This is a genomic window from Pseudomonas sp. PDM20 (assembly GCF_014852575.3).
Lineage (GTDB): Bacteria > Pseudomonadota > Gammaproteobacteria > Pseudomonadales > Pseudomonadaceae > Pseudomonas.
On sequence record NZ_CM181224.1, the window covers coordinates 1,725,629 to 1,750,932 of the forward strand.

Genomic DNA, 25,304 nt, shown 5'->3' on the forward strand with positions numbered 1-25,304 from the left:
GGAGCTGATGGTTTGAGGTTACGTAGCCCTTACTGGCTGTTCGTCGTGCTGATCCTGGCGCTGGCCGGCCTGCAGTATCGCCTGTGGATTGGCGATGGCAGTCTGGCGCAGGTGCGCGACCTGCAGAAGCAGATCGCCGACCAGCAGGGCGAGAACGAGCGCCTGCTCGAGCGTAACCGCATCCTCGAGGCGGAAGTCGCCGAGCTCAAGAAAGGCACCGAGACCGTCGAGGAGCGTGCGCGCCACGAACTCGGCATGGTCAAGGACAAGGAAACCCTCTACCAGCTCGCGCAATGACCACACCCGCCTTCTGGGCCGTGATCCCGGCCGCCGGCATCGGTTCGCGGATGCGCGCCGACCGCCCCAAGCAATACCTCGACCTTGCCGGTCGCAGCATTCTCGAACGCACCCTCGACTGCTTCCTCGGCCATCCCCGGCTGAAGGGTCTGGTGGTGTGCCTGGCCGCCGACGATCCCTGGTGGCCGACCTTGCCGAGTGCTTCCAACGAACTGATCCAGCGTGCCGACGGTGGCCGCGAGCGCGCCGATTCCGTGCTCAATGGCCTGCTGCGTCTGACCGAGTTGGGCGCAGGCAGCGACGACTGGGTGCTGGTGCATGACGCCGCCCGGCCGAACCTGGCTCGCGCTGATCTGGATCGCCTGTTGGGCGAGCTGGAGTTCGACGCCGTGGGTGGCCTGCTCGGGGTCCCCGCGCGGGATACCCTGAAACGCGTTGGTGCTGACGGCCGCGTGGTGGAAACCATCGACCGCAGCGTGGTCTGGCAGGCCTATACCCCGCAGATGTTCCGCCTCGGCGCGCTGCACCGCGCGCTCGCCGATGCGCTGGTGGCCGATGCGGCCATCACCGACGAGGCCTCTGCCATGGAGTGGGCGGGCTATGCGCCGCGCATGGTGGAAGGGCGGGTGGACAACATCAAGGTCACCACCCCGGAAGACCTGCAGCGCCTGCAGCGCAATTTCGCCAAGCACTGAAACAGTCGCGATGTTTGGAATGTCGTAGGAGCGGATTTATCCGCGATCGGCATCGCCCAGGTGGAGAGTGTGCCGGCCGACAACAATCGCGGACGGAGTCCGCTCCTACGAAAACCGTTATCCCCGGCGGTATCGTAGGGCGAATAACCTGTTCCAGGTTATTCGCCTGTTTTTAAGCGGCGGATAACGCTGGCGCGTTATGCGCCCTACGAAAGCCTCTCAGCCCAGCAGCGGCACCTCGATCAGGAAGCGAAACAGCGCCCCGTGCTGTTCCACCGCCAGGCAGTGATAGCCATGGCGCTTCGTGTCTTCCGGAATGCCGTGCACTGACTGCGAACAGTCGGTGATCACCTCCAGCAGATCGCCTGGCTTGAGCGTCTCCAGAGTTTCCAGGGTGGCGATGGCGTTGTAGGGGCAGTGTTCGCCGCGCAGATCAAGCGACAGCGTCGGCGTCTTGGTGTCGGGCATCGGACGGTTTCCGTTTACGGGTGAAGCGTTGCGCGTTGAGTTGTACCAGCAGCATGCACAGGGCGAGGCCGGCGAAGGTGATCAGCAGGCCGCCGCCAGGGCCGAACTCCTGCAACAGGTTGAGCTTGGGATAGGGCAGGGCAAGGCTGGTGCCGAGCTGGTCCCAGTACACCGCGACCAGGGTGCCGCCGATGACGTTGCCGACGCCTACCACCCAGAAGTGCACCTGGCCTTCCATCGAGCGATACATCCAGCCCGTTTCGCAGCCGCCGGCCAGCACGATGCCGATGCCGAACAGCACACCACCGATCACGGCGTTCGGACCCATCCAGAAGATCTTCGGCGGCAGGCCGTTGTGGATCGCCGCGAAGGTGCCGACGCAGGCGGCTGCCATGCCCAGCAGGATACCCAGTGCGGCCTGGGTTCGGCCGGTGGTCCAGAGGTCACGGGCGGCGCTGGTGAAGCAGATCTGTGCGCGTTCGATCAGGCCGCCGAACAGCAGGCCGAACAGGCAGGCCATGCCCAGCACCAGCGAGACTTCGAAGCGCCAGGCAGCGAACAGCGCAGCGATCGCCAGCACGCCCATGCCCAGGCGCCATTGCAGCTTGGCACGGCGAGCGAGCGCTTCGGCAGTTGGCAGGGCGGCAGCCTTGCCGCCGACTTTGAGCGGAATGCGCAGGAAGGGCAGCAGGCTGATCTTCACGCCGAACCAGGCACCGATCACGGTGGAGAACATGAAGGCCCAGGCGTGCACGGAGAACATCGGGATGCCGGTGAAGAAGGCCGCCAGGTTGCAGCCCATCGCCAGGCGCGCGCCGAATCCGGCGATGACTCCGCCGACCAGGCCCTGCAGCAGGCGGCGCTTGCTGGTCGGCCAGCGCAGGCTGACGTTGCCGGCCCAGAGCGCGCAGACCAGCGCGCCGAGAAACATGCCGATGATCATCACGCCATCGATGCGGTCGAGCGGCGTGCCTTGGAGGCCGATGATCTTGAAGTAGCTCCATTCCTGGGGCTGCAGGCCGAACCAGGACAGCACGTGGCCGCCCCAGCGGGTGAACTCGCCGGTGACTGCCCAGAAGGTGCCGGTCATGGCGAAGTAGTAGGCGGAGATGACGCCCAGGGCAACCAGGGTTGGCAGGGGCGACCAGAAGCGCAGCAGATAGCGCTCCCGGAAAGAAGATAGGGCTGACATCTCGTCGTCCTTGATCCGAAGGGTGGGAAACCGCCCATTCTAGCCAACGCGTCTTTCAGGCGCTTGTTTCAGGGCAACGGAGTGGGTTGAAGATGCTGCAGGCCTTCCTTCAGATGATCCACCAGCTGCCGCACCTTGGGCGACAGGTGCCGTTGCTGTGGATAAAGCGCCCAGACCCCCGTGTTGGGCGGCTGGTGCGCATCCAGCAGGGACACCAGGCGGCCGCTGCGCAGGTGTTCCAGTACGTAGTAGTCCGGCAACTGGCACAGTCCGAAGCCGCGCAATGCCGCATCGAGCACCGCCTGGCCGCTGTTGCAGCGCCAGTTGCCCTGTACCCGGTGCTGGGTTTCGCGGCCGTCCTCGAGGAAGCTCCACTGGTCGCTGCTGCCCACCAGGCAGTTGTGTTGCGCCAGTTCCGCGACGCTCTGTGGTGCGCCGTGACGCGCCAGATAGTCCGGGGTAGCGCAGAGATACATCACGCGCGGCGCCAGGCGAGTCGCCACGAGCCGCGAATCGCTCAGGCGGCCGAGGCGGATCGCCAGGTCGAAGCCTTCGTGGAGCAGATCAAGCTGACGGTTGGACAGCTCGATCTCCACCCGCAGTTGCGGAAACTGCGCCATGAATTCGTTCACCAACGGCACCACGAAGCGCTCGCCGTAGGCCACGGCGCAGGTCATGCGCAGCAGGCCCTTGGGCTCGGCGGACAGATCGCTGACCGCGCGCAGTGCCTCCTCGCGGGCATCCTGCAGGCGTCGGCAGTGCTGCAGGAAGGTCTGCCCGGCTTCGCTCAGCGTCACCTTTCGCGTGCTGCGGTAGAGCAGGCGCGTCTGCAGTCGCTCTTCCAGTCGCGCGACCTGGCGGCTGACGTGCGACGAAGAAACCCCTAGGCGTTCGGCGGCGGCGGTGAATTGGCCGGTTTCGGCGACGGCGACGAATTCGTCCAGTCCTTCCCAGCGGTGCATCTGGATTATCCCTGTATGGCAATAATGTTTTGATTATTGCCTGATTATTCCCTGAAACGGGGTTTTCTACACTTCCAAGGCTTTGGGGCGTGCTTTTGCCGCACTGCCCCGAACGCTCCCCGACGTGGCCCAGGCCCGTCCCGGTTTCTCGGCCACCGCGCCGACCCGTCCGCCCCAGGCGGGCGTTGTCGTTTCCTTCGCTCAGGAGTTTCCCGATGATCAAGTCCCGTGCCGCCGTCGCCTTCGCCCCCAACAAGCCGTTGGAAATCGTCGAAGTGGATGTTGCGCCGCCGCAGAAGGGCGAAGTGCTGGTGCGCATCGTCGCCACCGGCGTCTGCCACACTGACGCGTACACCCTGTCCGGCCAGGATTCCGAAGGCGTGTTCCCGTGCATCCTGGGCCATGAGGGTGGCGGCATTGTCGAAGCGGTGGGCGAGGGCGTGACCTCGCTGAAAGTGGGCGACCACGTGATCCCGCTGTACACCGCCGAATGCCGCGAGTGCAAATTCTGCAAATCCGGCAAGACCAACCTCTGCCAGGCCGTGCGCGCCACCCAGGGCAAGGGCCTGATGCCCGACGGCACCAGCCGCTTCTCCTACAAGGGCGAGCCGATCTTCCACTACATGGGCTGCTCGACCTTCTCCGAGTACACCGTGCTGCCGGAAATCTCCCTGGCGAAGATCCCCGAGGAGGCGCCGCTGGAGAAGGTCTGCCTGCTCGGTTGCGGTGTGACCACCGGCATCGGCGCCGTGCTGAACACTGCCAAGGTGGAAGAGGGCGCTACCGTCGCCATCTTCGGCCTGGGCGGCATCGGCCTGGCGGCGATCATCGGCGCGAAGATGGCCAAGGCCTCGCGCATCATCGCGGTGGACATCAACCCGGCGAAGTTCGATATCGCCAAGGAACTGGGTGCCACCGATTTCGTCAATCCGAAGGATCATCAGAAGCCGATTCAGGAAGTCATCGTCGAAATGACGGATGGCGGCGTGGACTATTCCTTCGAGTGCGTGGGCAACGTCCAGTTGATGCGTGCGGCGCTGGAGTGCTGCCACAAGGGCTGGGGCGAATCCACCATCATCGGCGTCGCCGGTGCCGGCCAGGAAATCAGCACCCGTCCGTTCCAGCTGGTCACCGGCCGCGTCTGGCGCGGTTCCGCCTTCGGCGGCGTGAAGGGCCGCACCGAGCTGCCGAGCTACGTGGAGAAGGCGCAGAAGGGCGAAATCCCGCTGGATACCTTCATCACCCACACCATGGGCCTGGAGAAGATCAACGAGGCCTTTGACCTGATGCACGAAGGCAAGAGCATCCGCTCCGTCATCCATTACTGATCGAACCGCCGGGCGCGCCACGCGCCCGGCCTCACAGGAGGCTCCATGACGGATTCCATCGAACTCATCAGCACCCAGAAGAGCTTCGGCGGCTGGCATCAGCGCTACCGCCACCGTTCCGCCACCCTCGGCTGCGACATGGTCTTCGCGGTGTATCTGCCGCCCCAGGCCGAGCCCGAGGCGGGCTTGCCGGTGCTGTACTGGCTGTCCGGCCTGACCTGCACCGACGAGAACTTCATGCAGAAGGCCGGCGCCCAGCGCATGGCTGCCGAGCTGGGGATTGTCATTGTCGCGCCGGACACCAGCCCGCGCGGGCCGGAAGTGCCGGGCGATCCGGATGGTGCGTGGGACTTTGGCCTTGGTGCCGGCTTCTACGTCAATGCCACCCAGGAGCCCTGGGCGCGCCACTACCGGATGCACGACTACGTGGTGCAGGAGTTGCCGGCGCTGATCGAAGCGAACTTCCCGGTTTCCCAGAAGCGCGGCATCAGCGGGCACTCCATGGGGGGCCATGGCGCACTGGTCTGCGCCCTGCGCAATCCGGGCCGCTACCTGTCGCTGTCGGCTTTCGCACCCATCACCCATCCGAGCGATTGCCCGTGGGGGCAGAAGGCCCTGGGCCGCTTCCTCGGTGAAGACCCGGCGGCCTGGCGTGAATGGGATGCCGTGGAATTGCTGGCGAATGCCAGTGAGCGCCTGCCGATCCTGCTGGACCAGGGCGAGCGCGATGACTTCCTCGCCGTGCAGCTCAAGCCCGAAGCCCTGCGCGAAGCGGCTGCTGCGGCCGGCCATCCGCTGGAACTGCGCCTGCAGCCCGGCTACGACCACAGCTACTACTTCATTGCGAGCTTCATCGAAGATCACCTGCGCCACCACGCCGCGGCGCTCTGTGGCTGACACCCTCGGCGCAGTGATCCGGTAGAATCGACGCCCTGACATCTACAGGGCGTTTTTTCATGCGTATCGGACATGGCTACGACGTGCACCGCTTCGGCGAGGGCGACTTCATCACCCTCGGCGGCGTGCGTATTCCCCACAAGTTCGGGCTCGTCGCCCACTCCGACGGCGACGTGCTGCTGCACGCGCTCTCCGATGCCCTGCTGGGCGCCTGCGCGCTGGGCGACATCGGCAAGCACTTCCCCGACACCGACCCGCAGTTCAAGGGCGCCGACAGCCGTGCCCTGCTGCGTCACGTGCTGAGCCTGGTGGAAGCCAAGGGCTGGAAGGTCGAGAACGTCGACACCACCATCATCGCCCAGGCACCGAAGATGGCGCCGCACATCCAGAGCATGCGCCAGACCATCGCCGCCGACCTGAAGGTCGAACTGGACCAGGTCAACGTCAAGGCCACCACCACCGAGAAACTCGGCTTCACCGGCCGAGAAGAGGGCATCGCGGTCCACGCAGTCGCCCTGCTGGTTCGCGCATGACGGAGCTGGAACTGCTGGGCCCGCGCGCCCACGGCGATGCTTGCGGAAGCGCCGTGCTCAAGGCCGTGGCGGAAGATTTCCAGGTCGACGAAGTGCTGGACATCCCGCTCTCCGGCGACGGCGAACACCTCTGGCTGTGGGTCGAGAAGCGCGGCCTGAACACCGAAGAAGCCGCCCGTCGCCTGGCCCGTGCCGCCGGCGTACCGGTGAAAATGATCAGCTACGCCGGCCTCAAGGATCGCCAGGCGCTGACCCGCCAGTGGTTCAGCCTGCACCTGCCGGGCAAGTCCGATCCGGACCTGGCCGCCGCCGAGGACGACAGCCTGCGCATCCTCGAGCGCAACCGCCATCGCCGCAAACTGCAACGCGGCGCCCATTCGGCCAACGGCTTCACCCTGCGCCTGACCGAGTTGCAGGCCGATCGCGAACAGCTCGAAGCGCGCCTGAAGGCCCTGGTCGCCCAGGGCGTGCCGAACTACTTCGGTACTCAGCGTTTCGGCCATGACGGCGGCAACGTCTTCGATGCCCGTGGCTTCGCCGAGCGTGGCAAGTTGCCGGAACATCGCAACATGCGCTCGCGGATGCTCTCGGCGGCCCGCAGCTTCATCTTCAATCAGGTGCTGGCCCGCCGCGTCGCGGAAGGCACCTGGAACCAGGCGCGGGTCGGCGACCTGCTGGCGTTCACCGACAGCCGCAGCTTCTTCCCCGCTGGCGAAGCGGAGTGCTCCGACCCGCGCCTCGCCGCGCTCGACCTGCACCCCACCGGTCCGATGTGGGGCGAGGGCGATTCACCGGCGACGAACCAGCCCGGAGAGATCGAAAGCAGCGTACAGCAGGCGGAGATGGCGCTTTGCCAGTGGCTCGCCAGTGCGGACATGGCGCACGAACGGCGCATTCTGCGCCTCCCCATCCCGGGTCTTACATGGCATTATCCCGCCCCTGACATTCTGCAACTGGAATTCGTCCTGCCGGCTGGCTGCTTCGCCACCGTGGTAGTGCGCGAGCTGATCGACCTCGTGCCGGCAGGGCAGACGGAAAGCCCATGCGCATATTGATTGCCAACGACGACGGGGTCACTGCACCCGGTATCGCCGCGCTTCACGACGCGCTGTCCGACTATGCGGACTGCATCGTGATCGCCCCGGAAGCCGATCGTAGCGGAGCGAGTAGTTCGCTGACGCTGGATCGGCCGCTGCATCCCCATCGCCTGGGCAATGGTTTCATCAGCCTCAACGGCACCCCGACCGACTGCGTGCACCTGGGCCTCAACGGCCTGCTCGAAGAAGTGCCGGAGATGGTCGTCTCGGGCATCAACCTGGGCGCCAACCTGGGCGACGACGTACTCTATTCGGGCACCGTGGCAGCGGCCCTGGAGGGGCGTTTCCTGTCCCGCCCGGCCTTTGCCTTCTCGCTGTGCTCGCGCCTGACCGACAACCTGCCGGCCGCCATGCACTTCGCCCGCCTGCTGGTGGAGTCCCACGAGAAGCTCGAGCTGCCGCCGCGCACCGTGCTCAACGTGAATATTCCCAACCTGCCGCTGGAGCGCATCAAGGGCATCCAGCTGACCCGCCTGGGGCATCGTGCCCGCGCCAAGCCGCCGGTCAAGGTGGTCAATCCGCGTGGCAAGGAAGGCTACTGGATCGCCGCTGCCGGCGATGCCGAGGATGGCGGCGAGGGCACCGATTTCCACGCGGTCATGCAGGGTTACGTGTCGATCACGCCGCTGCAGATGGACCGGACCTTCCGGGAGGCGTTCAATGTCCTTGGCGACTGGCTCGGAGGGCTCGACCATGGCCAATGAATTGTCGCGTCGCGGCGGGATCGGCATGACCTCCCAGCGCACCCGCGAGCGTCTGATCCAGCGTCTGTACGAAGAGGGCCTGTCCAACGCCCGCGTGCTGGAAGTGATCCGTCGTACGCCGCGCCACCTGTTCGTCGACGAGGCGCTGTCGCACCGCGCCTACGAAGACACCGCTCTGCCCATCGGGCACAACCAGACCATCTCGCAGCCCTTCATGGTGGCGCGGATGACCGAGTTGCTGCTGGCCGCCGGCCCGCTGGACAAGGTGCTGGAGATCGGCACCGGCTCCGGCTACCAGACCGCCGTGCTGTCGCAACTGGTGGAGCGGGTGTTCTCCGTCGAGCGCATCCAGGCCCTGCAGGATCGCGCCAAGGAGCGACTTGCGGAGCTAAACCTGAGAAATGTTGTCTTTCGTTGGGGCGATGGCTGGGAAGGCTGGCCCGCCCTTGCGCCTTACAACGGCATCATTGTCACCGCGGCAGCGGCCGAGGTCCCGCAGGCGCTGCTGGACCAGCTGGCGCCTGGGGGGCGGCTGGTGATTCCGGTCGGCGGCGGCGAGGTGCAGCAACTGATGCTGATCGTCCGCACCGAGGACGGCTTCCAGCGCCAGGTGCTGGATTCCGTACGCTTCGTCCCGCTGCTCAACGGTCCGCTAGGCTGAGAGCAAGCCGGTCAAGTCTGCGGTAACTGCCGGCCAGTGAGGCTGGACGTCAATTCATGGATAAGGGGGATGGGTGAGCTTGACAGCGACCCTGTGTCAACGGAACTGGATCAAGGGCCTGGGCCACGCTGTGGTGGCCATTGCCGTCTGCTCTCTGCTGGCGGCCTGTTCTTCGACTTCGCGCAGCACCACGACCGTGGTGGACCGCAATGCCCAGCAGAAGCCGGCTGTCACCAGTGGGCAGTATCTGGTGCGCCGCGGTGACACGCTGTACTCCATCGCCTTCCGTTACGGCTGGGACTGGAAAGCCCTGGCCGCGCGCAACAACATCTCCGCGCCGTACACCATTCGCCCCGGCCAAACCATCCGCTTCGATGGTGGCTCGTCGACAGCACCGTCTGTCGCAAAAAATACGACGCCTGTCGCTCCAGTCGTAGTCAACAAACCGACATCCACACCGGCAACCGCCAGCAAACCGACCACGCCTGCTGTCACGACTCCGGCGCAGCCCCCCGCCAGCGGCGGAACTCCGGCGGTTGCAGGGGGGGCTCCGGGGGGCTGGATATGGCCGACCAATGGCACTCTCATTGGGCGTTTTGCATCAAACGGCAGTTTGAATAAAGGGATTGATATAGGCGGGCAATTGGGCCAGCCTGTCCTGGCTGCGTCTAATGGCACGGTGGTGTACGCCGGTAGTGGTTTGCGGGGCTACGGCGAACTCGTGATCATCAAGCACAGCGATACCTACGTAAGCGCCTACGGTCACAACCGCAGGTTGCTGGTGCGGGAAGGGCAACAGGTCAAAGTCGGGCAGAACATTGCCGAGATGGGCTCCACAGGGACCGACCGGGTGAAGCTGCACTTCGAGATTCGCCGCCAGGGTAAACCTGTAGATCCGCTGCAATACCTGCCAAGTCGTTGACGCTTGCTGTTCCCCTGCGTGGGTGAGCGGGCCTAGGTGTCCTAAGGATAAGGAAGCACCTGGGCTTGTTGTCGAACTCAGCAAGGGATAACGACATGGCACTTAAAAAAGAAGGGCCGGAGTTTGACGTCGATGATGAAGTGCTCCTGCTGGAGCCTGGCATCATCCTCGAAGAGTCATTTGCCGAAGAGCAGGTATCGCTTCGAGTCACTCCTAAAGCCACCTCACTCTCGTCTCTCAAGCAACACAAGCACATCGACTACAGCCGCGCGCTCGACGCGACCCAGCTGTATCTGAATGAAATCGGTTTCTCGCCGCTCCTGACTCCGGAAGAGGAAGTCCATTTCGCGCGTCTCGCGCAGAAGGGCGACCCGGCCGGTCGGCGGCGAATGATCGAAAGCAACCTGCGTCTGGTGGTGAAGATCGCGCGACGTTACGTCAACCGCGGCCTTTCCCTGCTCGACCTGATCGAAGAGGGCAACCTCGGGCTGATCCGCGCGGTGGAGAAATTCGACCCCGAACGTGGCTTCCGCTTCTCCACCTATGCAACCTGGTGGATTCGTCAGACCATCGAACGGGCCATCATGAATCAGACCCGCACCATTCGTTTGCCGATCCATGTGGTGAAGGAACTCAATGTCTACCTGCGGGCCGCTCGCGAGCTGACCCACAAGCTGGACCACGAGCCGTCGCCCGAGGAAATCGCCAACCTGCTCGAGAAGCCGGTGGAAGAGGTCAAGCGGATGCTTGGTCTGAACGAGCGGGTCACTTCGGTGGATGTTTCCCTCGGCCCGGATTCGGACAAGACCCTGCTCGATACCCTGACCGACGACCGTCCCACTGATCCCTGCGAACTGCTGCAGGACGACGACCTCAGCGAGAGCATCGACCTTTGGCTGTCGGAGTTGACCGACAAGCAGCGCGAGGTGGTGATTCGCCGCTTCGGCCTGCGTGGCCATGAAAGCAGTACCCTGGAGGAAGTCGGCCAGGAAATCGGCCTGACTCGCGAGCGGGTTCGGCAGATCCAGGTCGAGGCTCTCAAGCGTCTGCGCGAGATTCTCGAGAAGAACGGCCTGTCGAGCGACGCACTGTTCCAGTAGCGTTCAGGTCGACAACGAAGAAGCCCGGATGATTCCGGGCTTTTTTATGCGTCGCGATGTAAGCATTCGCTTACACAGTGTGTGAGCGTTCAGCTTGAAGTGTCGCCAGCCTTGACGTCTATTTTTCTTATCTTGTTGTTTTGTAAGCATTTTATTTCAATGATGGGGCGCTGGCGGTGGTGGATGCGCGGAAGTGTCCCAGTTGCCGCGTTCCGGCAGGCGGGTAATATCACTCCTGCGTACACGGAAAGGCGCAGGCCGGTAAGGATGTCGGTCAGGACCCACCGCAGGATGCGGTTCATCAGGATGATGAAGAAGGGAAGAAAGAGTGGGCGGGTTATCCCGCCCCTTTTTTTTGCCTGCAGAAAAGTGAAGCATCCAGATGCAGAAAGGCCCGCACCAGGCGGGCCTTTCTATTTCCGGAGGTGCTGGAAATCAGCGCTCCAGATACTGCATCTTGTTCGGCTTGCCGTCCCACTCTTCGGCGTCCGGCAGGGAGTCCTTCTTCTCGGTGATGTTCGGCCATACATCGGCCAGATCCTTGTTCAGCTCGATGAACTCCTGCATGCCATCCGGGACCTCGTCCTCGGAGAAGATCGCCTGTGCCGGGCACTCCGGTTCGCACAGGGCGCAGTCGATGCACTCATCCGGGTGGATGACCAGGAAGTTCGGGCCTTCGTAGAAGCAGTCCACCGGGCATACTTCCACGCAGTCGGTGTATTTGCACTTGATGCAGTTGTCGGTGACGACGAAGGTCATTTCTAATTTTCTCCTCAGGCGGGCGGCTAAGCGCGCGCGATTCTAGCAGCTTGTCCAGCGGTCCGTCAGACCCGCATCTTCCATGCATATAACAATTCGAGAGCTTGACGCGGAGTCAGGTCATCGGGGCTGACACGCATCAGCTCTTCGACGATCGGGTGCGGCAGGCTGGCGAACAGGTCGCTTTGCAGTGGTGCCGGGCTTTTCGGGTCGCTCGAACGCGGTGCTTCATGGGGCAGGCTGGTGGTTTCCAGGCGCGACAGATGCTCGCGGGCGCGCTGAATTACCGCACCCGGCACACCGGCCAATTGTGCAACCGCAAGACCATAACTCTGGCTGGCGGGACCGGGCAGTACGTGGTGCAGGAACACGATGCGCTCGTTGTGTTCGGTGGCGTTCAGGTGAACGTTGGCCACCGCCGGTTCGCTTTCGGGCAGCACGGTCAGCTCGAAATAGTGCGTCGCGAACAGGGTAAAGGCGCGAAGTTTGGCCAGGTGTTCGGCGGCCGACCAGGCCAGCGACAGGCCGTCGAAGGTACTGGTACCGCGGCCCACTTCGTCCATCAGCACCAGGCTGCGGTCGCTGGCGTTGTGCAGGATGTTCGCGGTTTCGCTCATCTCCACCATGAAGGTGGAGCGGCCACCGGCGAGGTCGTCGGAGGAGCCGATACGGGTGAAAATTCGGTCCACGAGGGACAGTTCGCAACGCGCAGCCGGGACGAAACTGCCGATGTGCGCTAGCAGCACGATCAGCGCTGTTTGTCGCATATAGGTCGATTTACCGCCCATGTTCGGGCCGGTAATCACCAGCATGCGGGTGTCTTCGTCGAGGTTCAGGTCGTTGGCGACGAAGGGCGTATCCAGCACCTGCTCGACCACCGGGTGGCGGCCTTGCTCGATGAGGATGCCGGACTCTTCGACGAAGCGCGGGCGGTTCAGGTCGAGGTTCAGTGCGCGCTCGGCGAGGTTGGACAGCACGTCCAGTTCGGCCAGGGCGGCAGCGGTGTCCTGCAGTGGCGCCAGTTGGCCTATCAGAAGTTCCAGCAGTTCTTCGTAGAGTTGCTTCTCGCGAGCCAGGGCACGGCTTTGGGCCGACAGCGCCTTGTCTTCGAAGGCCTTCAGTTCCGGCGTGATGAAGCGCTCGGCGCCTTTCAGGGTCTGGCGGCGGATGTAGTCGGCGGGTGCCTGTTCGGCCTGCACGCGGGGCAGTTCGATGTAGTAGCCGTGGATGCGGTTGTAGCCGACCTTCAGGTTTGGCAGGCCGGTGCGGGCCTTCTCGCGAGTTTCCAGATCCATCAGGTACTGGCCGGCGTTCTCGCTGAGCATCTGCAGTTCGTCCAGCTCGGCGTCGTAGCCGCGGGCGATGACGCCGCCGTCGCGGATCACGGCCGGCGGGTTCTCGATCACTGCGCGGGCCAGCAGGTCGGCCAGTTCCGGGTAGGTGCGGATGCTGACGGCCAATTCGCCCAGGTGCGGGGCTTCCAGCTCGGTCATGCCAGTCTGCAGCTCCGGCAGGGCGGCGAGGGCGTCGCGCAGGCGCGCGAGGTCGCGCGGGCGGGCGTTGCGCAGGCCGATTCGGGCGAGAATTCGTTCGACGTCACCGATTTCCTTCAGCTGCGGCTGGAGGACTTCGAAGCGATAGCGCTCCAGCAGGCAGGCAATGGACTCCTGGCGAGCTTCGAGCACGGCTCGGTCACGCAGCGGTCGGTTCAGCCAGCGGGTCAGCAGGCGGCTGCCCATGGCGGTCTGGCAACGGTCGACTACCGACTGCAGCGTGTTGTCGCGGCCGCCGGCGAGGTTGGTGTCCAGCTCCAGGTTGCGGCGGCTGGCGCCATCGAGGATCACGGTGTCGTCGATCCGCTCGTGACGCAGGCTGCGTAGGTGCGGCAAGGCGGTGCGCTGGGTTTCCTTGGCGTAGGTCAGCAGGCAGCCGGCCGCACCGATAGCCAGGGTGAGTTCCTGGCAGCCGAAGCCCTTGAGGTCCTGCACGCCGAACTGCTGGCACAGGCCCTTCTTCGCCGAGTCACGATCGAAGTCCCAGGGGGCGCGGCGGTGTGCGCCACGGCGCTTTTCAGCCGGCAGGCCCTGGGGCCAGTCGTCGGGGATCAGCAGCTCGGCGGGGTTCAGGCGCTCCAGTTCGGCCAGCAGGGTTTCCCAGCCTTTTATTTCCTGGACGTTGAAGCGGCCGCTGGTGATGTCCAGCACGGCCAGGCCGAACAGGCGCTCGTCCCCCAGCACGGCGGCGATCAGGTTGTCGCGGCGCTCGTCGAGCAGCGCTTCGTCGCTGACGGTGCCGGGGGTCAGGATGCGTACAACCTGGCGTTCAACCGGTCCCTTGCTGGTGGCCGGGTCGCCGATCTGTTCGCAGATCACCACCGATTCGCCGAGCTTCACCAGCTTGGCCAGGTAGCCTTCGGCGGAGTGGAAGGGAATGCCGGCCATGGGAATGGAGTTGCCGGCGGACTGGCCGCGTGCGGTCAGTGTGATGTCCAGCAGTTTGGCGGCCTTCTTGGCGTCCTCGTAGAACAGCTCGTAGAAGTCGCCCATGCGGTAGAACATCAGTTGGTCCGGATGCTGGTTCTTCAGCCTCCAGTACTGCTGCATCATCGGTGTGTGGGCGGAGAGGTCGCTCTGACTCATGGCTTCTGGCTGTCCGGCTTCAACATGCAAAAGCGCCTAGTGTACGGTATCCGCCTGGCCTTCTTTAACCCCGGAGCGCACTGTGCCCGTTACCGATTCCTTTATTACTGAACTCTCCTCCCGGCTTGGCGCGCGGCTGGCTGCCAACAAATTGCGCGTCACCACCGCCGAATCCTGCACAGGTGGCGGCATTGCCGAGGCGATCACCCGTATATCCGGAAGCTCCGCCTGGTTCGAGGCAGGCTACGTCACGTACTCCAACAGCCAGAAGACGCGTCAGCTGGATGTGCCGGCCGAGCTGTTCCCGCAAGTCGGCGCGGTGAGCCGTGAGGTGGTCGAGGCCATGGTGGACGGTGCGTTGCCGCGCAGTGGCGCGGATATCGCCGTAGCGGTCAGCGGTATTGCCGGACCGGATGGTGGTTCTGCCGAGAAACCCGTGGGCACCGTCTGGCTGGCCTGGAGGAAAGGCGCACAGGTGTTCAGTGAACGCCGTCTGTATGCCGGTGATCGGGAAGCTGTTCGCCGGCAGACCGTGGCGACCGCTCTGGAAGGGCTATTGCGACTGGCGGACGGGGAAAATCCGATTCAGGGGTAGGCGAGCGGCTTGCCCTGTGGAATAATACTGTCTACTTATACAGTTGTTCGTGGCCGCCCGGCCGCCTGACTTCGCGAGGACTTCAATGGACGACAACAAGAAGCGCGCCCTGGCCGCGGCCCTGGGACAGATCGAACGCCAATTCGGCAAAGGCGCGGTCATGCGCATGGGCGACCATGAGCGCCAGGCAATCCCCGCCATCTCCACCGGCTCGCTGGGCCTGGACATCGCGCTGGGCATCGGCGGTCTGCCGCGCGGCCGTATCGTCGAGATCTACGGCCCGGAATCCTCGGGTAAGACCACGCTGACCCTGTCGGTCATCGCCCAGGCGCAGAAAATCGGCGCCACCTGCGCCTTCGTCGACGCCGAACACGCCCTGGACCCGGACTACGCCGGCAAGCTGGGCGTCAACGTCGACGACCTGCTGGTTTCCCAGCCGGACACCGGCGAACAGGCCCTGGAAATCACCGACATGCTGGTGCGCTCCAATGCCGTTGACGTGATCATCGTCGACTCCGTAGCGGCCCTGGTACCCAAGGCCGAAATCGAAGGCGAGATGGGCGATCAGCACGTCGGCCTGCAGGCCCGCCTGATGTCCCAGGCGCTGCGCAAGATCACCGGCAACATCAAGAACGCCAACTGCCTGGTCATCTTCATCAACCAGATCCGCATGAAGATCGGCGTGATGTTCGGCAACCCGGAAACCACCACCGGTGGTAACGCGCTGAAGTTCTACTCCTCCGTCCGTCTCGACATCCGCCGTACCGGCGCGGTGAAGGAAGGCGACGAAGTGGTCGGCAGCGAAACCCGCGTCAAGGTCGTGAAGAACAAGGTTGCTCCGCCGTTCCGTCAGGCCGAGTTCCAGATCATGTACGGCCGCGGCATCTACCGCACCGGCGAGATCATCGACCTGGGCGTACAGCTGGGCCTGATCGAGAAGTCCGGCGCCTGGTACAGCTACCAGGGCAGCAAGATCGGCCAGGGTAAGGCGAATGCCGCCAAGTTCCTGGAAGACAACGCCGAGGTCTGCACCACCCTGGACAAGGCTATCCGTGACCAGCTGTTGTCCAAGCAGACTCCGCCGACCAAGGCCGAGCTCGCTGCGGCGGAAGCCGAAGCAGAAGCTGAAGCCGACTACTGATAGCGATGGCCGTCGAGCTCGATAACCCCGTCGCGGTGCGGCGGGTCGCCATGGACCTGCTGGCAAGACGCGAGCATGGCCGGGCCGAGCTCTCACGCAAGCTGCGGCAACGCGGCGCCACGCAGGACCTGATCGATCCCGCCCTCGACCGTCTGGCCGAGGAAGGGCTGCTCAACGAAAGCCGCTACCTGGAAAGCTACATCGCCAGCCGTGCGCGGGCCGGTTACGGTCCGGTGCGGATTCGCGAGGAGCTGTCGCAACGTGGTTTGCCCCGTAGCGAGATCGACGGTGCGCTGAGCGAGTCGGGTGTCGACTGGAGTGAAAACCTGCGTGAAGTATGGCGCCGCAAGTTCGCCCGACTGCCGCAGGACGCTCGCGAGCGAGCCCAGCAGGGCCGGTTCCTGAGCTATCGGGGCTACTCGATGGAAGCCATCAGCCGGCTTCTGAGCGGTCGACGATCAGATGATTGAACGAAAAAGGCACCCACCGGGTGCCTTTTTTGTTTTCTTGCTCTGGAAGTTGCCCAGGAAATCAGCGCTCCCAGTTCTCCGGCTGGTTGATGAAGTTCAGCAGTTCTCTCAGGCGCCCCTGATCACGGCCGTTGAAGGCGAAGGCCAGGCGGGTCAGGTGGGAGAACTCCGGCTCGTCCAGTTCCGATTCGCTGTAGGGCTGCTGGTGGAAGCCATCAGTGACGCACAGGCTGCCGAACTCGCGCTCCAGCAACTGCAGTGCGCGCACGCTCAGCGGGTGGTTCAGGCGGATCACGAAGCGATCCTTGAGCCAGCGGCTGGAGTGGAAGTTGCTGTAGAACTGGGCGATTTCCTCGGCGGCTTCCTCGGCGGTGTGCACCAGTTTCATCAGGTTCATGTCGCTGGGCAGGATGTAGCCGTTGTCTTCCAGCTGTTCCTTGATGAATTCCAGGGCGTGGTCCCAGTAGTGCCCACCCGGTTGGTCCAGCAGCACGATCGGTACCAGCGGGCTCTTGCCGGTCTGGATCAGCGTCAGTACTTCCAGTGCTTCGTCCAGCGTGCCGAAGCCGCCGGGGCAGAGCACCAGGGCATCGGCCTCCTTGACGAAGAACAGCTTGCGCAGGAAGAAGAAGTGGAAGGACAGCAGGTTGCTGGTGCCGTCCACGGTGCGGTTGGCGTGCTGTTCGAAGGGCAACGTGATATTGAAGCCAAGGCTGTTTTCCAGCCCGGCGCCTTCGTGGGCCGCGGCCATGATGCCGCCGCCGGCGCCGGTGATGACCATCAGGTCGTAGCGGGCGAGGGTTTCGCCCAGTTCGCGGGCCAGGACGTAGACGGGGTGGTCGGCCGGTGTACGGGCCGAGCCGAACACCGTGACTTTGCGGCGACGCTTGAACTGCTCCAGGGTGCTGAAGGCGTGCTCCATCTCGCGCAGGGTCTGCAGCATGATCTTGGCGTCCCAGCGGTTGCGGTCGGCCTGGGCCATGCGGGCCACGGTGGTGAGCATCTCGCGGTACAGCGGCAGGTTCTGGCTGTTTCCGGGGGCGGCCAGTTCGGCCAGTTCCTCGATCTTCTGTGCGAGGTCGGTGCCGCTGGTCTGGAAGTGTCTGGAGAGGTAGTCGTCGGGCTCATAGGGCATGTTGATACTCCTTGTTCATCAACCCCTGATCGCCTGTCCATGGGCGGCGCCGGCCACGCAAGGTGGCTCTGGCGTTGACGCATTGGCGCTTCGCCGCACGCACAGGGTTCAGCAGGAGGCCTGCCCAGTCTGGCACGCGGGGTGTGACAGTCGGTGAGGCCCCGATTTCAGATGGCGATCCGGTCTCCGGGCTCCGGAATGTTGGCCGTCCAGTTCAGGCGATCCTGGAGTGCACCCTTGAGTACATCCATCTTTTCCCGCTCGCCATGTATCAGGTATAGCTCGGGTTTGTTCTCGAAGTGGCCAACCCACTGAATTAATTGTGATTGTCCCGCGTGAGCGGAGAACCCTCCGAGGGTATGGATCTGCGCTTTCACGCTGATGCGCTGGCGCAGGATGCGTACCGTCTGGGCGCCGTCGACGATGGCGCGGCCCAACGTGCCCTTGGCCTGGAAGCCAGGGAAGACGATATGGCATTCCTCGCGCCAGAGGTTGTGCTTGAGGTGGTGGACGATGCGCCCTCCCGTGCACATGCCGCTGCCGGCGATGATGATGGCCCCGCTCTTGATCCGGTTCAGCGCCATGGATTCATCGGCGCTCTGGGTGGTGCGCAGGATCGGCAGCCACTCGCCGACCTTGGCCGTGCCGGTACCGCGCATGTACTCGCGGTCGACGTCGGCGATCTCGCCGATGTGTTGCAGGTAGATGTTGTTGGCCCGGGCGGCCATGGGACTGTCGAGGTAGACCACCTGCTGCGGCAGGCGACCTTCCTGGTAGAAGCGCCCGAGGTAGTAGATCAGGTCCTGGGTGCGGCCGACGGCGAACGACGGGATCAGCACGTTGCCGCCTTCGTTCTGCGCGCGTTGCAGGATGCCGGCCAGTTCCAGCAGAGTTTCGTTGGCTTCGCGGTGGTCGCGGTCGCCGTAGGTGGATTCCAGTAGCACCACGTCGGCGCGGGTCAGCGGGGTCGGCGTGCGCATCAGTGGCGAGCAGGTGCTGCCCAGGTCGCCGGAGAACACCAGGCGGCGGGTCGAGCCGAACTCATGGATTTCCAGTTCGACGATGGCCGAGCCGAGGATGTGCCCGGCGTTGTGGAAGGTCACGCGGATGCCGCGCGCTACGTCTACCGTGCTGCCATAGCTGACGCGGCGGCGCTGGTTCAGGGCGCGGGAAGCGTCTTCGACGGTGTACAGCGGCTTGACGGGCGGCTTGCCCAGGCGCGCGCGCCACTTGTTCTCCCATTCGGCGTCCTTCTCCTGGAGGTGCGCCGAGTCCATCAGCATCAGCTCCAGCAGGTCGCAGCAGGATTCGGTGGCGTAGATCGGACCCTTGTAGCCTTCCTTCGCCAGGCGCGGCAGCAGGCCGCTGTGGTCCAGGTGGGCGTGGGACAGGACGACGGCATCGAGCTCCTTCGGGTCGAAAGGGAAGGGCGTGCGGTTGGTCGCTTCGTTTTCGCGGGTACCCTCGTTGCCGCCGCGCCCCTGGCGCATCCCGCATTCGAGCAGCACGCGGACGCCGTCGCGGGTTTCCAGGAGGTAGCAGGAGCCGGTGACTTCCTGGATCGCGCCGATGAAAGTGAGAAGCGCCATGTCGTCTCCTTGTGGGAATTCTCTTTCAGCCTTGCTCGAATGGTCGGGGCGCTCGTTGATACATGTCAGCGCCGGTCCGATCCGTGGCGACCTAGACTTTCCTGCAAAGCCAAGGGAGAGCCGAGATGCCACAGATACTGCCCAGTCCCGAGGAACTCGACAGCCACGCGGCAGCCGAGCCGGAATTTGCCCGTTGGCGGCAAGGCCGTGGACCGCTTCAGCATAGCCCGCAGACCCAGGCGGCGGTCTTTCGTGTTGCTCATCAATTGGTCCAGTACGGTCTGCAACCTGATCTGGCCAGCGTCTACCGACTGTTTGGCGCGCTGGACCGGCTGACCTGCGCCGGGCTCTGGCTGGTGGCGCACATGACCTACGCCAGGCGCGTCCGCCTTGATGGCGCTCCCTTGCAGGCCGAGGATTTCAAGGCGCAGCCCGAAGGGCACACCGGCGGTGCGCTGAACATGGTGCCGGCCTATGCCGGTTACCTCGCCCTGAATGCCCTGAGCGGCAAGACCCGCGGCTGGCTTATGGGGCAGGGGCACTGTGTGGCGGCGATCGACGCGCTCAACGTGCTCACCGGTAACCTGCATCCGGAACAGGCTGCCGCCTACGGAAGTGGCGCGGCTGGGCTGGATCGGCTGTTGCAGGACTTCTACAGCTACGCCCAGCAGCCGGACGGCAAGGTCGCCGCGCCGCTGGGCAGCCACGTCAACCCGCATACCGCTGGTGGCATTGCCGAAGGCGGCTACCTCGGCTTCGCCGAGCTGATGTATGCGCACATGCCGCTACCGGGCGAAACCCTGGTGGCGTTTCTTTCCGACGGCGCCGCCGAGGAACAGCGCGGCAGCGACTGGATTCCCCGCTGGTGGCGCGCCGAAGATTGCGGCACGGCGCTGCCGGTGATGATCGCCAACGGCCGGCGCATCGAGCAGCGTACCGACCTGGGCACCCACGAGGGACTGGAAGGCTTCAAGCTGCACCTGCGGCGCTGTGGCTTCGACCCGATCAGCTTCGATGGACGTGACCCGGCGGCATTCGTCTGCGCCCTGTGGGAAATGGAAGAACGCCTGCAACATCGCGTCGACGAGAAGGAGCGCGGCATCCTGCGCTATCCGCTGCCGATTCCCTATGGCATTGCCGAGACGACCAAGGGTTACGGCTTCTACGGGGCCGGCAGCAACGCCGCGCACAACCTGCCACTCCCGGGTAACCCCGGAGTGGACGCCGAGGCGCGCGAGCTGTTCAACCAGCATGCGGCGCCGCTGTGGGTGGAGCCGGAAGAGCTCGCCGAGGCCTGCGGCCTGTTCACTGCCTCGCGCAGCGGCCGGGTGTTGGAGCGGGACAACCCGTTGGCCGTGCGTCGGCCTATCGAACCTTCGATTCCGCCGCTGCATTACCGCAACGACGAATGCTCGCCCATGGCCGCGCTGGATCGCTTTTTCGTTGACCTGTGCGGCGCCAACCCGGACCTGCGCGCCCGCGTCGGCAACCCGGACGAGCTGGCGAGCAACCGCCTGGGCGGCGTGCTCAAGGCGCTGCGGCACCGGGTGAGTGAGCCGGAAAGCGATCTGGAGGCCGTGGATGGCCGGATCATCACCGCGCTCAACGAGGAAGCGGTGGTTTCCGCCTGCCTGGCCAACCAGGGTGGACTGAACCTGGTGGCCAGCTACGAAGCCTTCTGCGTGAAGATGCTCGGGGCCGTGCGCCAGACGCTGATTTTTGCCCGCCAGCAGAAGGAAGCCGGGCGTCCTGCGGGCTGGCTCGGCTGGCCGCTGGTGGCGACTTCGCATACGTGGGAGAACGGCAAGAACCAGCAGTCACACCAGGACACCACCTTCTGCGAGGCGCTGCTGGGCGAGATGAGCGACATGGTTCGGGTGGTTTTCCCGGCCGACCACAACAGTCACCTGGCCCTGCTGCCGGACATCTACCGCAGTCGCGGGCAACTGGCCTGCATCGTGGCACCCAAGCGCGAGCGTCCGGCCGTGTTCAACCAGGCCCAGGCGGAACAGCTGGCCCGCGATGGCGCGATCCTGATGGACGAACATCCCGGCGCCGAGCCACTGCTGCTGATCGCCAACGGCAGCTACCAACTGGCCGAGATGCGTCGCGCCGCGTTGCGGCTGGAGGAGGCCGGTTATCCGTATCGGTTGGTCTATCTGCAGGAGCCGGGGCGCTTCCGCGCGCCGCGTGACAACTGGGAGTTGCAGGCGCTGACGGATGAGTCCGTGGCCATGCGTTTGTTCCCAGACCATTACCAGCGCCGCGTGCTGCTCACTCACATGCGTCCGGAAGTGGCGCGCGGGCACCTCTGGCCGATCCTGCCGGACGCCTTGAAGACGGCGGTGCTGGGCTATCGCAACCAGGGCGGTACGCTGGACGAGGCGGGCATGCTGTTCGCCAACCGCTGCAGCTGGGCCCACGTGCTGGCGGCCTGCGCGCGGTTGCTGGATGTGCCGCGCAGCGCCTTGCTGGCGCCGGACGAAGCAGCGGCGGTGGCCGGCAAGGAGAACCCCGCCGTGCTGCGCTGACGAGCGCTGGCGCAACCGCCACAGGGCGGTTGCGCGGGCCTCAGCGCTTGAGCGCTTTGATCAGGTCGTCCAGGCCATCGATCTTCAGTTCCAGGGTCAGCTGCATCAGCCGGCCCAATTCGCCGGCCGGAAACTGCCCCTTTTTGTGGAACCACAGCAGGTACTCGTCAGGCAGGTCCACCAGCATGCGACCCTGGTACTTGCCGAAGGGCATCGGCGTACGCGCGATCTTCAGCAGCATTTCCTTGTCGAGCATGGGTGCGGCTTACTTCTTCAGCTTGATCTTGCAGCTGCCAGCGTCGAAGCGCTCGGTGGCGACCGGGGCGTTGGTCTTGTACTCGGTGAAGCTGTAAGTGAGGATCGCGCCCTCGGCCAGCAACTGGCGGTAGGCGGTGTTGCTGCAGACGCTGTCGCCCAACTGGCTGCGCACGCTGTCGGGGTTCTCGCGCATGCGCTCGGCATGGCTGGCGCGCACGCTCAGGTGGTTGATCAACTGCGGGCCGTCGACGGTGTAGCCCTGGTCGAGGATGTCCTCGTTGATGGCGCGCGGGGTGCCTTCGCTGCTTTCCTTGGCGACCTTTTCCAGGGTCTGGGTCAGTTCGAAGTCCTTCTTCGACGCGGCGTGCGCGACGGGAATGACGAGGCAGAGGGCGAGGGCGGTGAGGCGCAGCATGGGCATCTCCTGACAATGGTGCCGATTCGACCGTGGCGAGCCTTTCGGGTTCGACGGTCATTCAAGCCGCCTATTGTCCCTTAAAACGGCGCGCCTGCCGAGGAACTGTTACCTCAGACCCCAGACCGCGCCGCCGGGCGGCCAACCCCGTCAAAGGATGGGGGGAGGATGGCGCCGCTCTCCGGTCACAACCTCTGCCCTCCGAGCGGGAGGGTCGACCATCGGGAGGTCCAGCCGCCGCGCAAGGCGGTGCCATTTTCATGCTGCTTCTGCGGTAGGGCGGACTCTTGTCGATGCGTCGGGCGAATCATCCCATCGCAGGAGAAGAACAATGACAAGAGTATTGCGCCCCTGGCCGCTTGCCCTGGGCTCCTGGTGCCTGATCGCAGTCCCCGCGCAGCAGGCCGAGGCGTCCGGTTATCACTTCGGCTCACAGTCGGTGTCCGCCCAGGGCACCGCCCACGCCAACGGCGCCGAAGCGGCCGACGCCTCGACCATCTTCTACAACCCCGCCGGCATGGCCCGCCTGCCCGGCAACCAGGTCACCGGCGGCCTGACCATCCTGCTGCCCAAGGGCGAGTACGATGACGACGGCTCCACCGACGTGTTCGGCAACCGCACCGGTGAGGGCGACGGCGACGCCGGCTCCTACCTGCCGGACGCGGCCGCCGCGCCGAACTTCTACTTCTCCCACCAGGTGAACGACACCATCAACATCGGCCTGGGCATCTTCACGCCCTATGGCGCCAAGCTCGACTACGAGAAGGACTGGAGCGGCCGCTACGGCATCCAGTCGGCCTCGCTGGAAACCGTCACCTTCAACCCGAGCATTTCCTTCCGCCTCAACGAGCACCATAGCGTCGGTTTCGGCGTCTCGGCTCAGTACATCCGCTCCATCCAGCGCGGCGCGGCCGACGTGAAGGGTGCCTCGCGGCAACTGGCCGGGCAGTTCGTCAGGGAGAATCAGGACGTCACCGAACTGGCCGCCTCGCCCCTGGGGCAGGCGGTGATCCCGCTGGTCTACGGCGTGCAGGTGCCGGAGGAGGTGACCAGTTGTAACGGCCAGAACGGTGATGCCTTCGTCGACTGCGTGGCGAAAAACTTTTCCGACAACGTCCAGGGCGACGGTTACTTCCGCGTGAAGGGTGACGACTGGGGCTACGGCTGGAACTTCGGCTACCTGTGGGAACCCACGGAGCGCACGCGCTTTGGTATCGCCTACCGTTCGCGGATCAAGCATGAGCTGGAAGGCAAGACCAAGTGGAGCTTCTCCGACGTGCAGGGCACGGTGCCCTCGCCGGATACCGACCTCAGCGGCGGCCTGGACCTGGGCATCATCGAACTGCCGCCCAAGGACGCCATCCAGCAATTGTTCGACCCGGACCAGTGGGTCAACCCCGGCCAGTTCGCCGCCACCCGGCTGCACCCCAACTCCAAGGCCAAGGTCACCATCGACACGCCCGAATCTCTGTCCATCAACGGCTTCCACCAGCTCAACGACAAGGTCGCGCTGATGGCCGACGTGACCTGGACGCGGCACTCGCGGCTGGACTCGGTGGATATCGGCATCGACCAGGTGCAGGGCTACCCGTACTTCAATGGCGTCAACGAGGGGGACCTGAGCGTCAAGCAGGACTGGAAGAACACCTACAAGGTCTCGCTTGGGATGAACTACCAGTTCAACGACGACCTGCTGCTGCGCAGCGGCATCGCCTACGACAAGACCCCGGTCAGCGGCGACGGGCTACGCCACCCGGCCTTCCCCGACGCCAATCGCAAGTGGCTGTCGCTGGGGGCCAACTACCACTTCACCAAGGACACCTCGGTGGACCTGGCCTACAGCTTCGTGAAGTTCGACAGCGGCAAGATGGACTACGCCGACGGCTGCTCGCCGGCTGGCTGGGCGCCCGGTTCCGGAGGGCTCTACGTCGATAGCGGCGTGCGCTGCACCGGCAACGGAGGCAACTACAAGGGCGAATACAAGCAGCAGATCCAGTTCATCGGCCTGGCGCTTAACCACAGCTTCTGAAGGCCGCTTATCTCCAAGCTACTTGCCTTGAACGCCACCGCGCCGCTCGCAGGGAGGCGGGCGGCGGCTCTGGTACAATCGGCGGTCCGCAACCGTCGTCCCGTTCGAGCCTTCGATGTCCCGTTCGCTTTTCCTCATCCCGGTGGCTGCAGCATGAGCCACGCCGTCGCCCGCCTTCGCGATGAACGCCTGGCCCGCTGCATCAAGCCGTTCTTCGCCCGTGGCTCACGCTCGCCGCGCTGCCCCGGTTGCCGCCTGCGGCCGAACTACTGCATGTGCAGCCTGCGCCCGCAGGTCGAGTCCAACTCGGCGATGTGCCTGGTGATGTTCGACACCGAACCGCTCAAGCCCAGCAACACCGGCTGGCTGATCGCCGAGACCGTGCCCGAGACCTGGGCCTTCGGCTGGTCGCGCATCGAGGTCGACCCTGCGCTGCTGGTGCTGCTCGACGATCCGCAGTGGCAGCCGTATGTGGTGTTCCCTGGCGAGTTCGTCCAGCCCGAGCGCGTGGTCACCACGGTGGAGCCGCAGGACGGCAAGCGCCCGTTGTTCATCCTGCTCGATGCCACCTGGAACGAGGCGCGCAAGATGTTCCGCAAGAGCCCGTACCTGGACCGCTTCCCGGTGCTGAGCATCACCCCCGATGCGCTGTCGCGCTATCGCCTGCGCCGCTCCAAGTTCGACGAACACCTGTGCACCGCCGAGGTTGCCGCGCTGTGCCTGGGGCTGGCCGGCGACCGCCGCGCCGGCGATGCGCTGGATGCCTACCTGGATGTGTTCAGCGAACGCTACCTGGGCTCCAAGCGCCAGCAGCCGCTGGACGAGCAGAGCCCGGCGCATCAGGCGTTGAGGCCGTTTACCCAGCGATAGCCTGCCTCGCCAACGCA

General features: G+C 64.8%; 25 protein-coding genes. 16 read left to right on the forward strand and 9 right to left on the reverse strand.

Translation table 11 applies throughout. The annotated features are described in order from the left end of the window. Positions 1-12 precede the first annotated feature (12 nt). Positions 13-297, forward strand: a complete 285-nt coding sequence (gene ftsB, locus IB261_RS08200) for a cell division protein FtsB (RefSeq protein WP_041711814.1) — start codon at positions 13-15, stop codon at positions 295-297. After that, positions 294-992, forward strand: coding sequence for a 2-C-methyl-D-erythritol 4-phosphate cytidylyltransferase (gene ispD, locus IB261_RS08205; RefSeq protein WP_151186279.1), 699 nt, complete (start codon positions 294-296; stop codon positions 990-992). The genes ftsB and ispD overlap by 4 nt, the downstream gene beginning before the upstream one ends. Before the next feature lie 219 nt (positions 993-1,211). Here ispD and yedF read toward each other — a convergent pair whose 3' ends face one another. The 3 genes from yedF to IB261_RS08220 form a co-directional block, all read right to left on the reverse strand. Then, positions 1,212-1,460 (reverse strand): sulfurtransferase-like selenium metabolism protein YedF, encoded by a 249-nt coding sequence (yedF, locus tag IB261_RS08210; protein ID WP_081517905.1) that lies wholly within the window; start codon positions 1,458-1,460, stop codon positions 1,212-1,214. After that, the gene (yedE, locus tag IB261_RS08215) at positions 1,426-2,652 is read right to left on the reverse strand and encodes a selenium metabolism membrane protein YedE/FdhT (protein ID WP_192224929.1); all 1,227 of its coding nucleotides are present in this window, start codon (positions 2,650-2,652) and stop codon (positions 1,426-1,428) included. Before yedE ends, yedF begins: the two co-directional genes overlap by 35 nt. A gap of 68 nt (positions 2,653-2,720) precedes the next feature. Then, positions 2,721-3,614, reverse strand: a complete 894-nt coding sequence (locus IB261_RS08220) for a LysR substrate-binding domain-containing protein (protein ID WP_081517907.1) — start codon at positions 3,612-3,614, stop codon at positions 2,721-2,723. 215 nt (positions 3,615-3,829) lie between these two features. On the opposite strand from IB261_RS08220, the gene IB261_RS08225 reads away from it, so the two are divergent. From IB261_RS08225 to rpoS, 8 genes are all read left to right on the forward strand, one after another. Continuing rightward, on the forward strand, positions 3,830-4,942 hold the full coding sequence (locus IB261_RS08225; RefSeq protein ID WP_138522672.1) for an S-(hydroxymethyl)glutathione dehydrogenase/class III alcohol dehydrogenase: 1,113 nt from the start codon (positions 3,830-3,832) through the stop codon (positions 4,940-4,942). Between the two features lie 45 nt (positions 4,943-4,987). Beyond that, positions 4,988-5,839, forward strand: a complete 852-nt coding sequence (gene fghA, locus IB261_RS08230; protein ID WP_192381945.1) for an S-formylglutathione hydrolase — start codon at positions 4,988-4,990, stop codon at positions 5,837-5,839. Between the two features lie 59 nt (positions 5,840-5,898). Further along, on the forward strand, positions 5,899-6,372 hold the full coding sequence (ispF, locus tag IB261_RS08235) for a 2-C-methyl-D-erythritol 2,4-cyclodiphosphate synthase (RefSeq protein WP_192381947.1): 474 nt from the start codon (positions 5,899-5,901) through the stop codon (positions 6,370-6,372). Then, positions 6,369-7,427, forward strand: a complete 1,059-nt coding sequence (truD, locus tag IB261_RS08240; RefSeq protein ID WP_081517911.1) for a tRNA pseudouridine(13) synthase TruD — start codon at positions 6,369-6,371, stop codon at positions 7,425-7,427. The genes ispF and truD overlap by 4 nt, the downstream gene beginning before the upstream one ends. Then, positions 7,415-8,173, forward strand: coding sequence for a 5'/3'-nucleotidase SurE (surE, locus tag IB261_RS08245; RefSeq protein WP_081517912.1), 759 nt, complete (start codon positions 7,415-7,417; stop codon positions 8,171-8,173). Before truD ends, surE begins: the two co-directional genes overlap by 13 nt. Positions 8,174-8,198: 25 nt before the next feature. Further along, positions 8,199-8,834, forward strand: coding sequence for a protein-L-isoaspartate(D-aspartate) O-methyltransferase (locus IB261_RS08250; RefSeq protein ID WP_139791561.1), 636 nt, complete (start codon positions 8,199-8,201; stop codon positions 8,832-8,834). Between the two features lie 73 nt (positions 8,835-8,907). Then, a complete protein-coding gene (locus IB261_RS08255; RefSeq protein WP_081517914.1) occupies positions 8,908-9,756 on the forward strand; it encodes a peptidoglycan DD-metalloendopeptidase family protein in 849 nt (282 codons plus the stop codon). A gap of 95 nt (positions 9,757-9,851) precedes the next feature. After that, positions 9,852-10,856 (forward strand): RNA polymerase sigma factor RpoS, encoded by a 1,005-nt coding sequence (gene rpoS, locus IB261_RS08260; RefSeq protein WP_045210031.1) that lies wholly within the window; start codon positions 9,852-9,854, stop codon positions 10,854-10,856. A 435-nt stretch (positions 10,857-11,291) separates the two neighbouring features. Here rpoS and fdxA read toward each other — a convergent pair whose 3' ends face one another. After that, positions 11,292-11,615 carry a ferredoxin FdxA gene (gene fdxA / locus IB261_RS08265; protein WP_015476292.1) on the reverse strand — a complete coding sequence of 108 codons (324 nt, stop codon included), beginning with the start codon at positions 11,613-11,615 and terminating at the stop codon, positions 11,292-11,294. A gap of 65 nt (positions 11,616-11,680) precedes the next feature. Beyond that, the gene (gene mutS, locus IB261_RS08270; protein ID WP_192381949.1) at positions 11,681-14,254 is read right to left on the reverse strand and encodes a DNA mismatch repair protein MutS; all 2,574 of its coding nucleotides are present in this window, start codon (positions 14,252-14,254) and stop codon (positions 11,681-11,683) included. A gap of 82 nt (positions 14,255-14,336) precedes the next feature. Between mutS and IB261_RS08275 the strand changes: the two genes are divergently transcribed. The 3 genes from IB261_RS08275 to recX all read left to right on the forward strand — a co-directional run bounded on the left by IB261_RS08275 (position 14,337) and on the right by recX (position 16,460). Beyond that, positions 14,337-14,849 (forward strand): CinA family protein, encoded by a 513-nt coding sequence (locus tag IB261_RS08275; RefSeq protein ID WP_081517916.1) that lies wholly within the window; start codon positions 14,337-14,339, stop codon positions 14,847-14,849. Between the two features lie 85 nt (positions 14,850-14,934). Continuing rightward, positions 14,935-15,990, forward strand: a complete 1,056-nt coding sequence (gene recA, locus IB261_RS08280) for a recombinase RecA (RefSeq protein WP_081517917.1) — start codon at positions 14,935-14,937, stop codon at positions 15,988-15,990. Positions 15,991-15,995: 5 nt separating this feature from the next. Further along, positions 15,996-16,460 (forward strand): recombination regulator RecX, encoded by a 465-nt coding sequence (gene recX, locus IB261_RS08285; protein ID WP_151186349.1) that lies wholly within the window; start codon positions 15,996-15,998, stop codon positions 16,458-16,460. 61 nt (positions 16,461-16,521) lie between these two features. Here the strand turns inward: recX and IB261_RS08290 are convergent, their stop codons facing one another. Then, positions 16,522-17,595, reverse strand: coding sequence for an LOG family protein (locus tag IB261_RS08290; RefSeq protein WP_192381951.1), 1,074 nt, complete (start codon positions 17,593-17,595; stop codon positions 16,522-16,524). A gap of 167 nt (positions 17,596-17,762) precedes the next feature. Further along, positions 17,763-19,184, reverse strand: coding sequence for an MBL fold metallo-hydrolase RNA specificity domain-containing protein (locus IB261_RS08295; protein ID WP_192381953.1), 1,422 nt, complete (start codon positions 19,182-19,184; stop codon positions 17,763-17,765). 125 nt (positions 19,185-19,309) lie between these two features. Between IB261_RS08295 and IB261_RS08300 the strand changes: the two genes are divergently transcribed. Continuing rightward, positions 19,310-21,715, forward strand: a complete 2,406-nt coding sequence (locus tag IB261_RS08300) for a phosphoketolase family protein (protein WP_192224936.1) — start codon at positions 19,310-19,312, stop codon at positions 21,713-21,715. A gap of 40 nt (positions 21,716-21,755) precedes the next feature. Here the strand turns inward: IB261_RS08300 and IB261_RS08305 are convergent, their stop codons facing one another. Together IB261_RS08305 and IB261_RS08310 are read right to left on the reverse strand one after the other, a co-directional pair. Continuing rightward, entirely contained in the window at positions 21,756-21,971 is a 216-nt protein-coding gene (locus IB261_RS08305; protein ID WP_045210039.1) for a DUF3820 family protein, read from the reverse strand. Positions 21,972-21,980: 9 nt separating this feature from the next. Continuing rightward, positions 21,981-22,388, reverse strand: a complete 408-nt coding sequence (locus IB261_RS08310; protein WP_017518004.1) for a quorum-sensing-regulated virulence factor family protein — start codon at positions 22,386-22,388, stop codon at positions 21,981-21,983. 331 nt (positions 22,389-22,719) lie between these two features. Between IB261_RS08310 and IB261_RS08315 the strand changes: the two genes are divergently transcribed. Together IB261_RS08315 and IB261_RS08320 are read left to right on the forward strand one after the other, a co-directional pair. Beyond that, entirely contained in the window at positions 22,720-24,417 is a 1,698-nt protein-coding gene (locus tag IB261_RS08315; RefSeq protein ID WP_192381955.1) for an OmpP1/FadL family transporter, read from the forward strand. Between the two features lie 153 nt (positions 24,418-24,570). Next, positions 24,571-25,287, forward strand: a complete 717-nt coding sequence (locus tag IB261_RS08320; protein ID WP_192381957.1) for a tRNA-uridine aminocarboxypropyltransferase — start codon at positions 24,571-24,573, stop codon at positions 25,285-25,287. Positions 25,288-25,304: the final 17 nt, after the last annotated feature.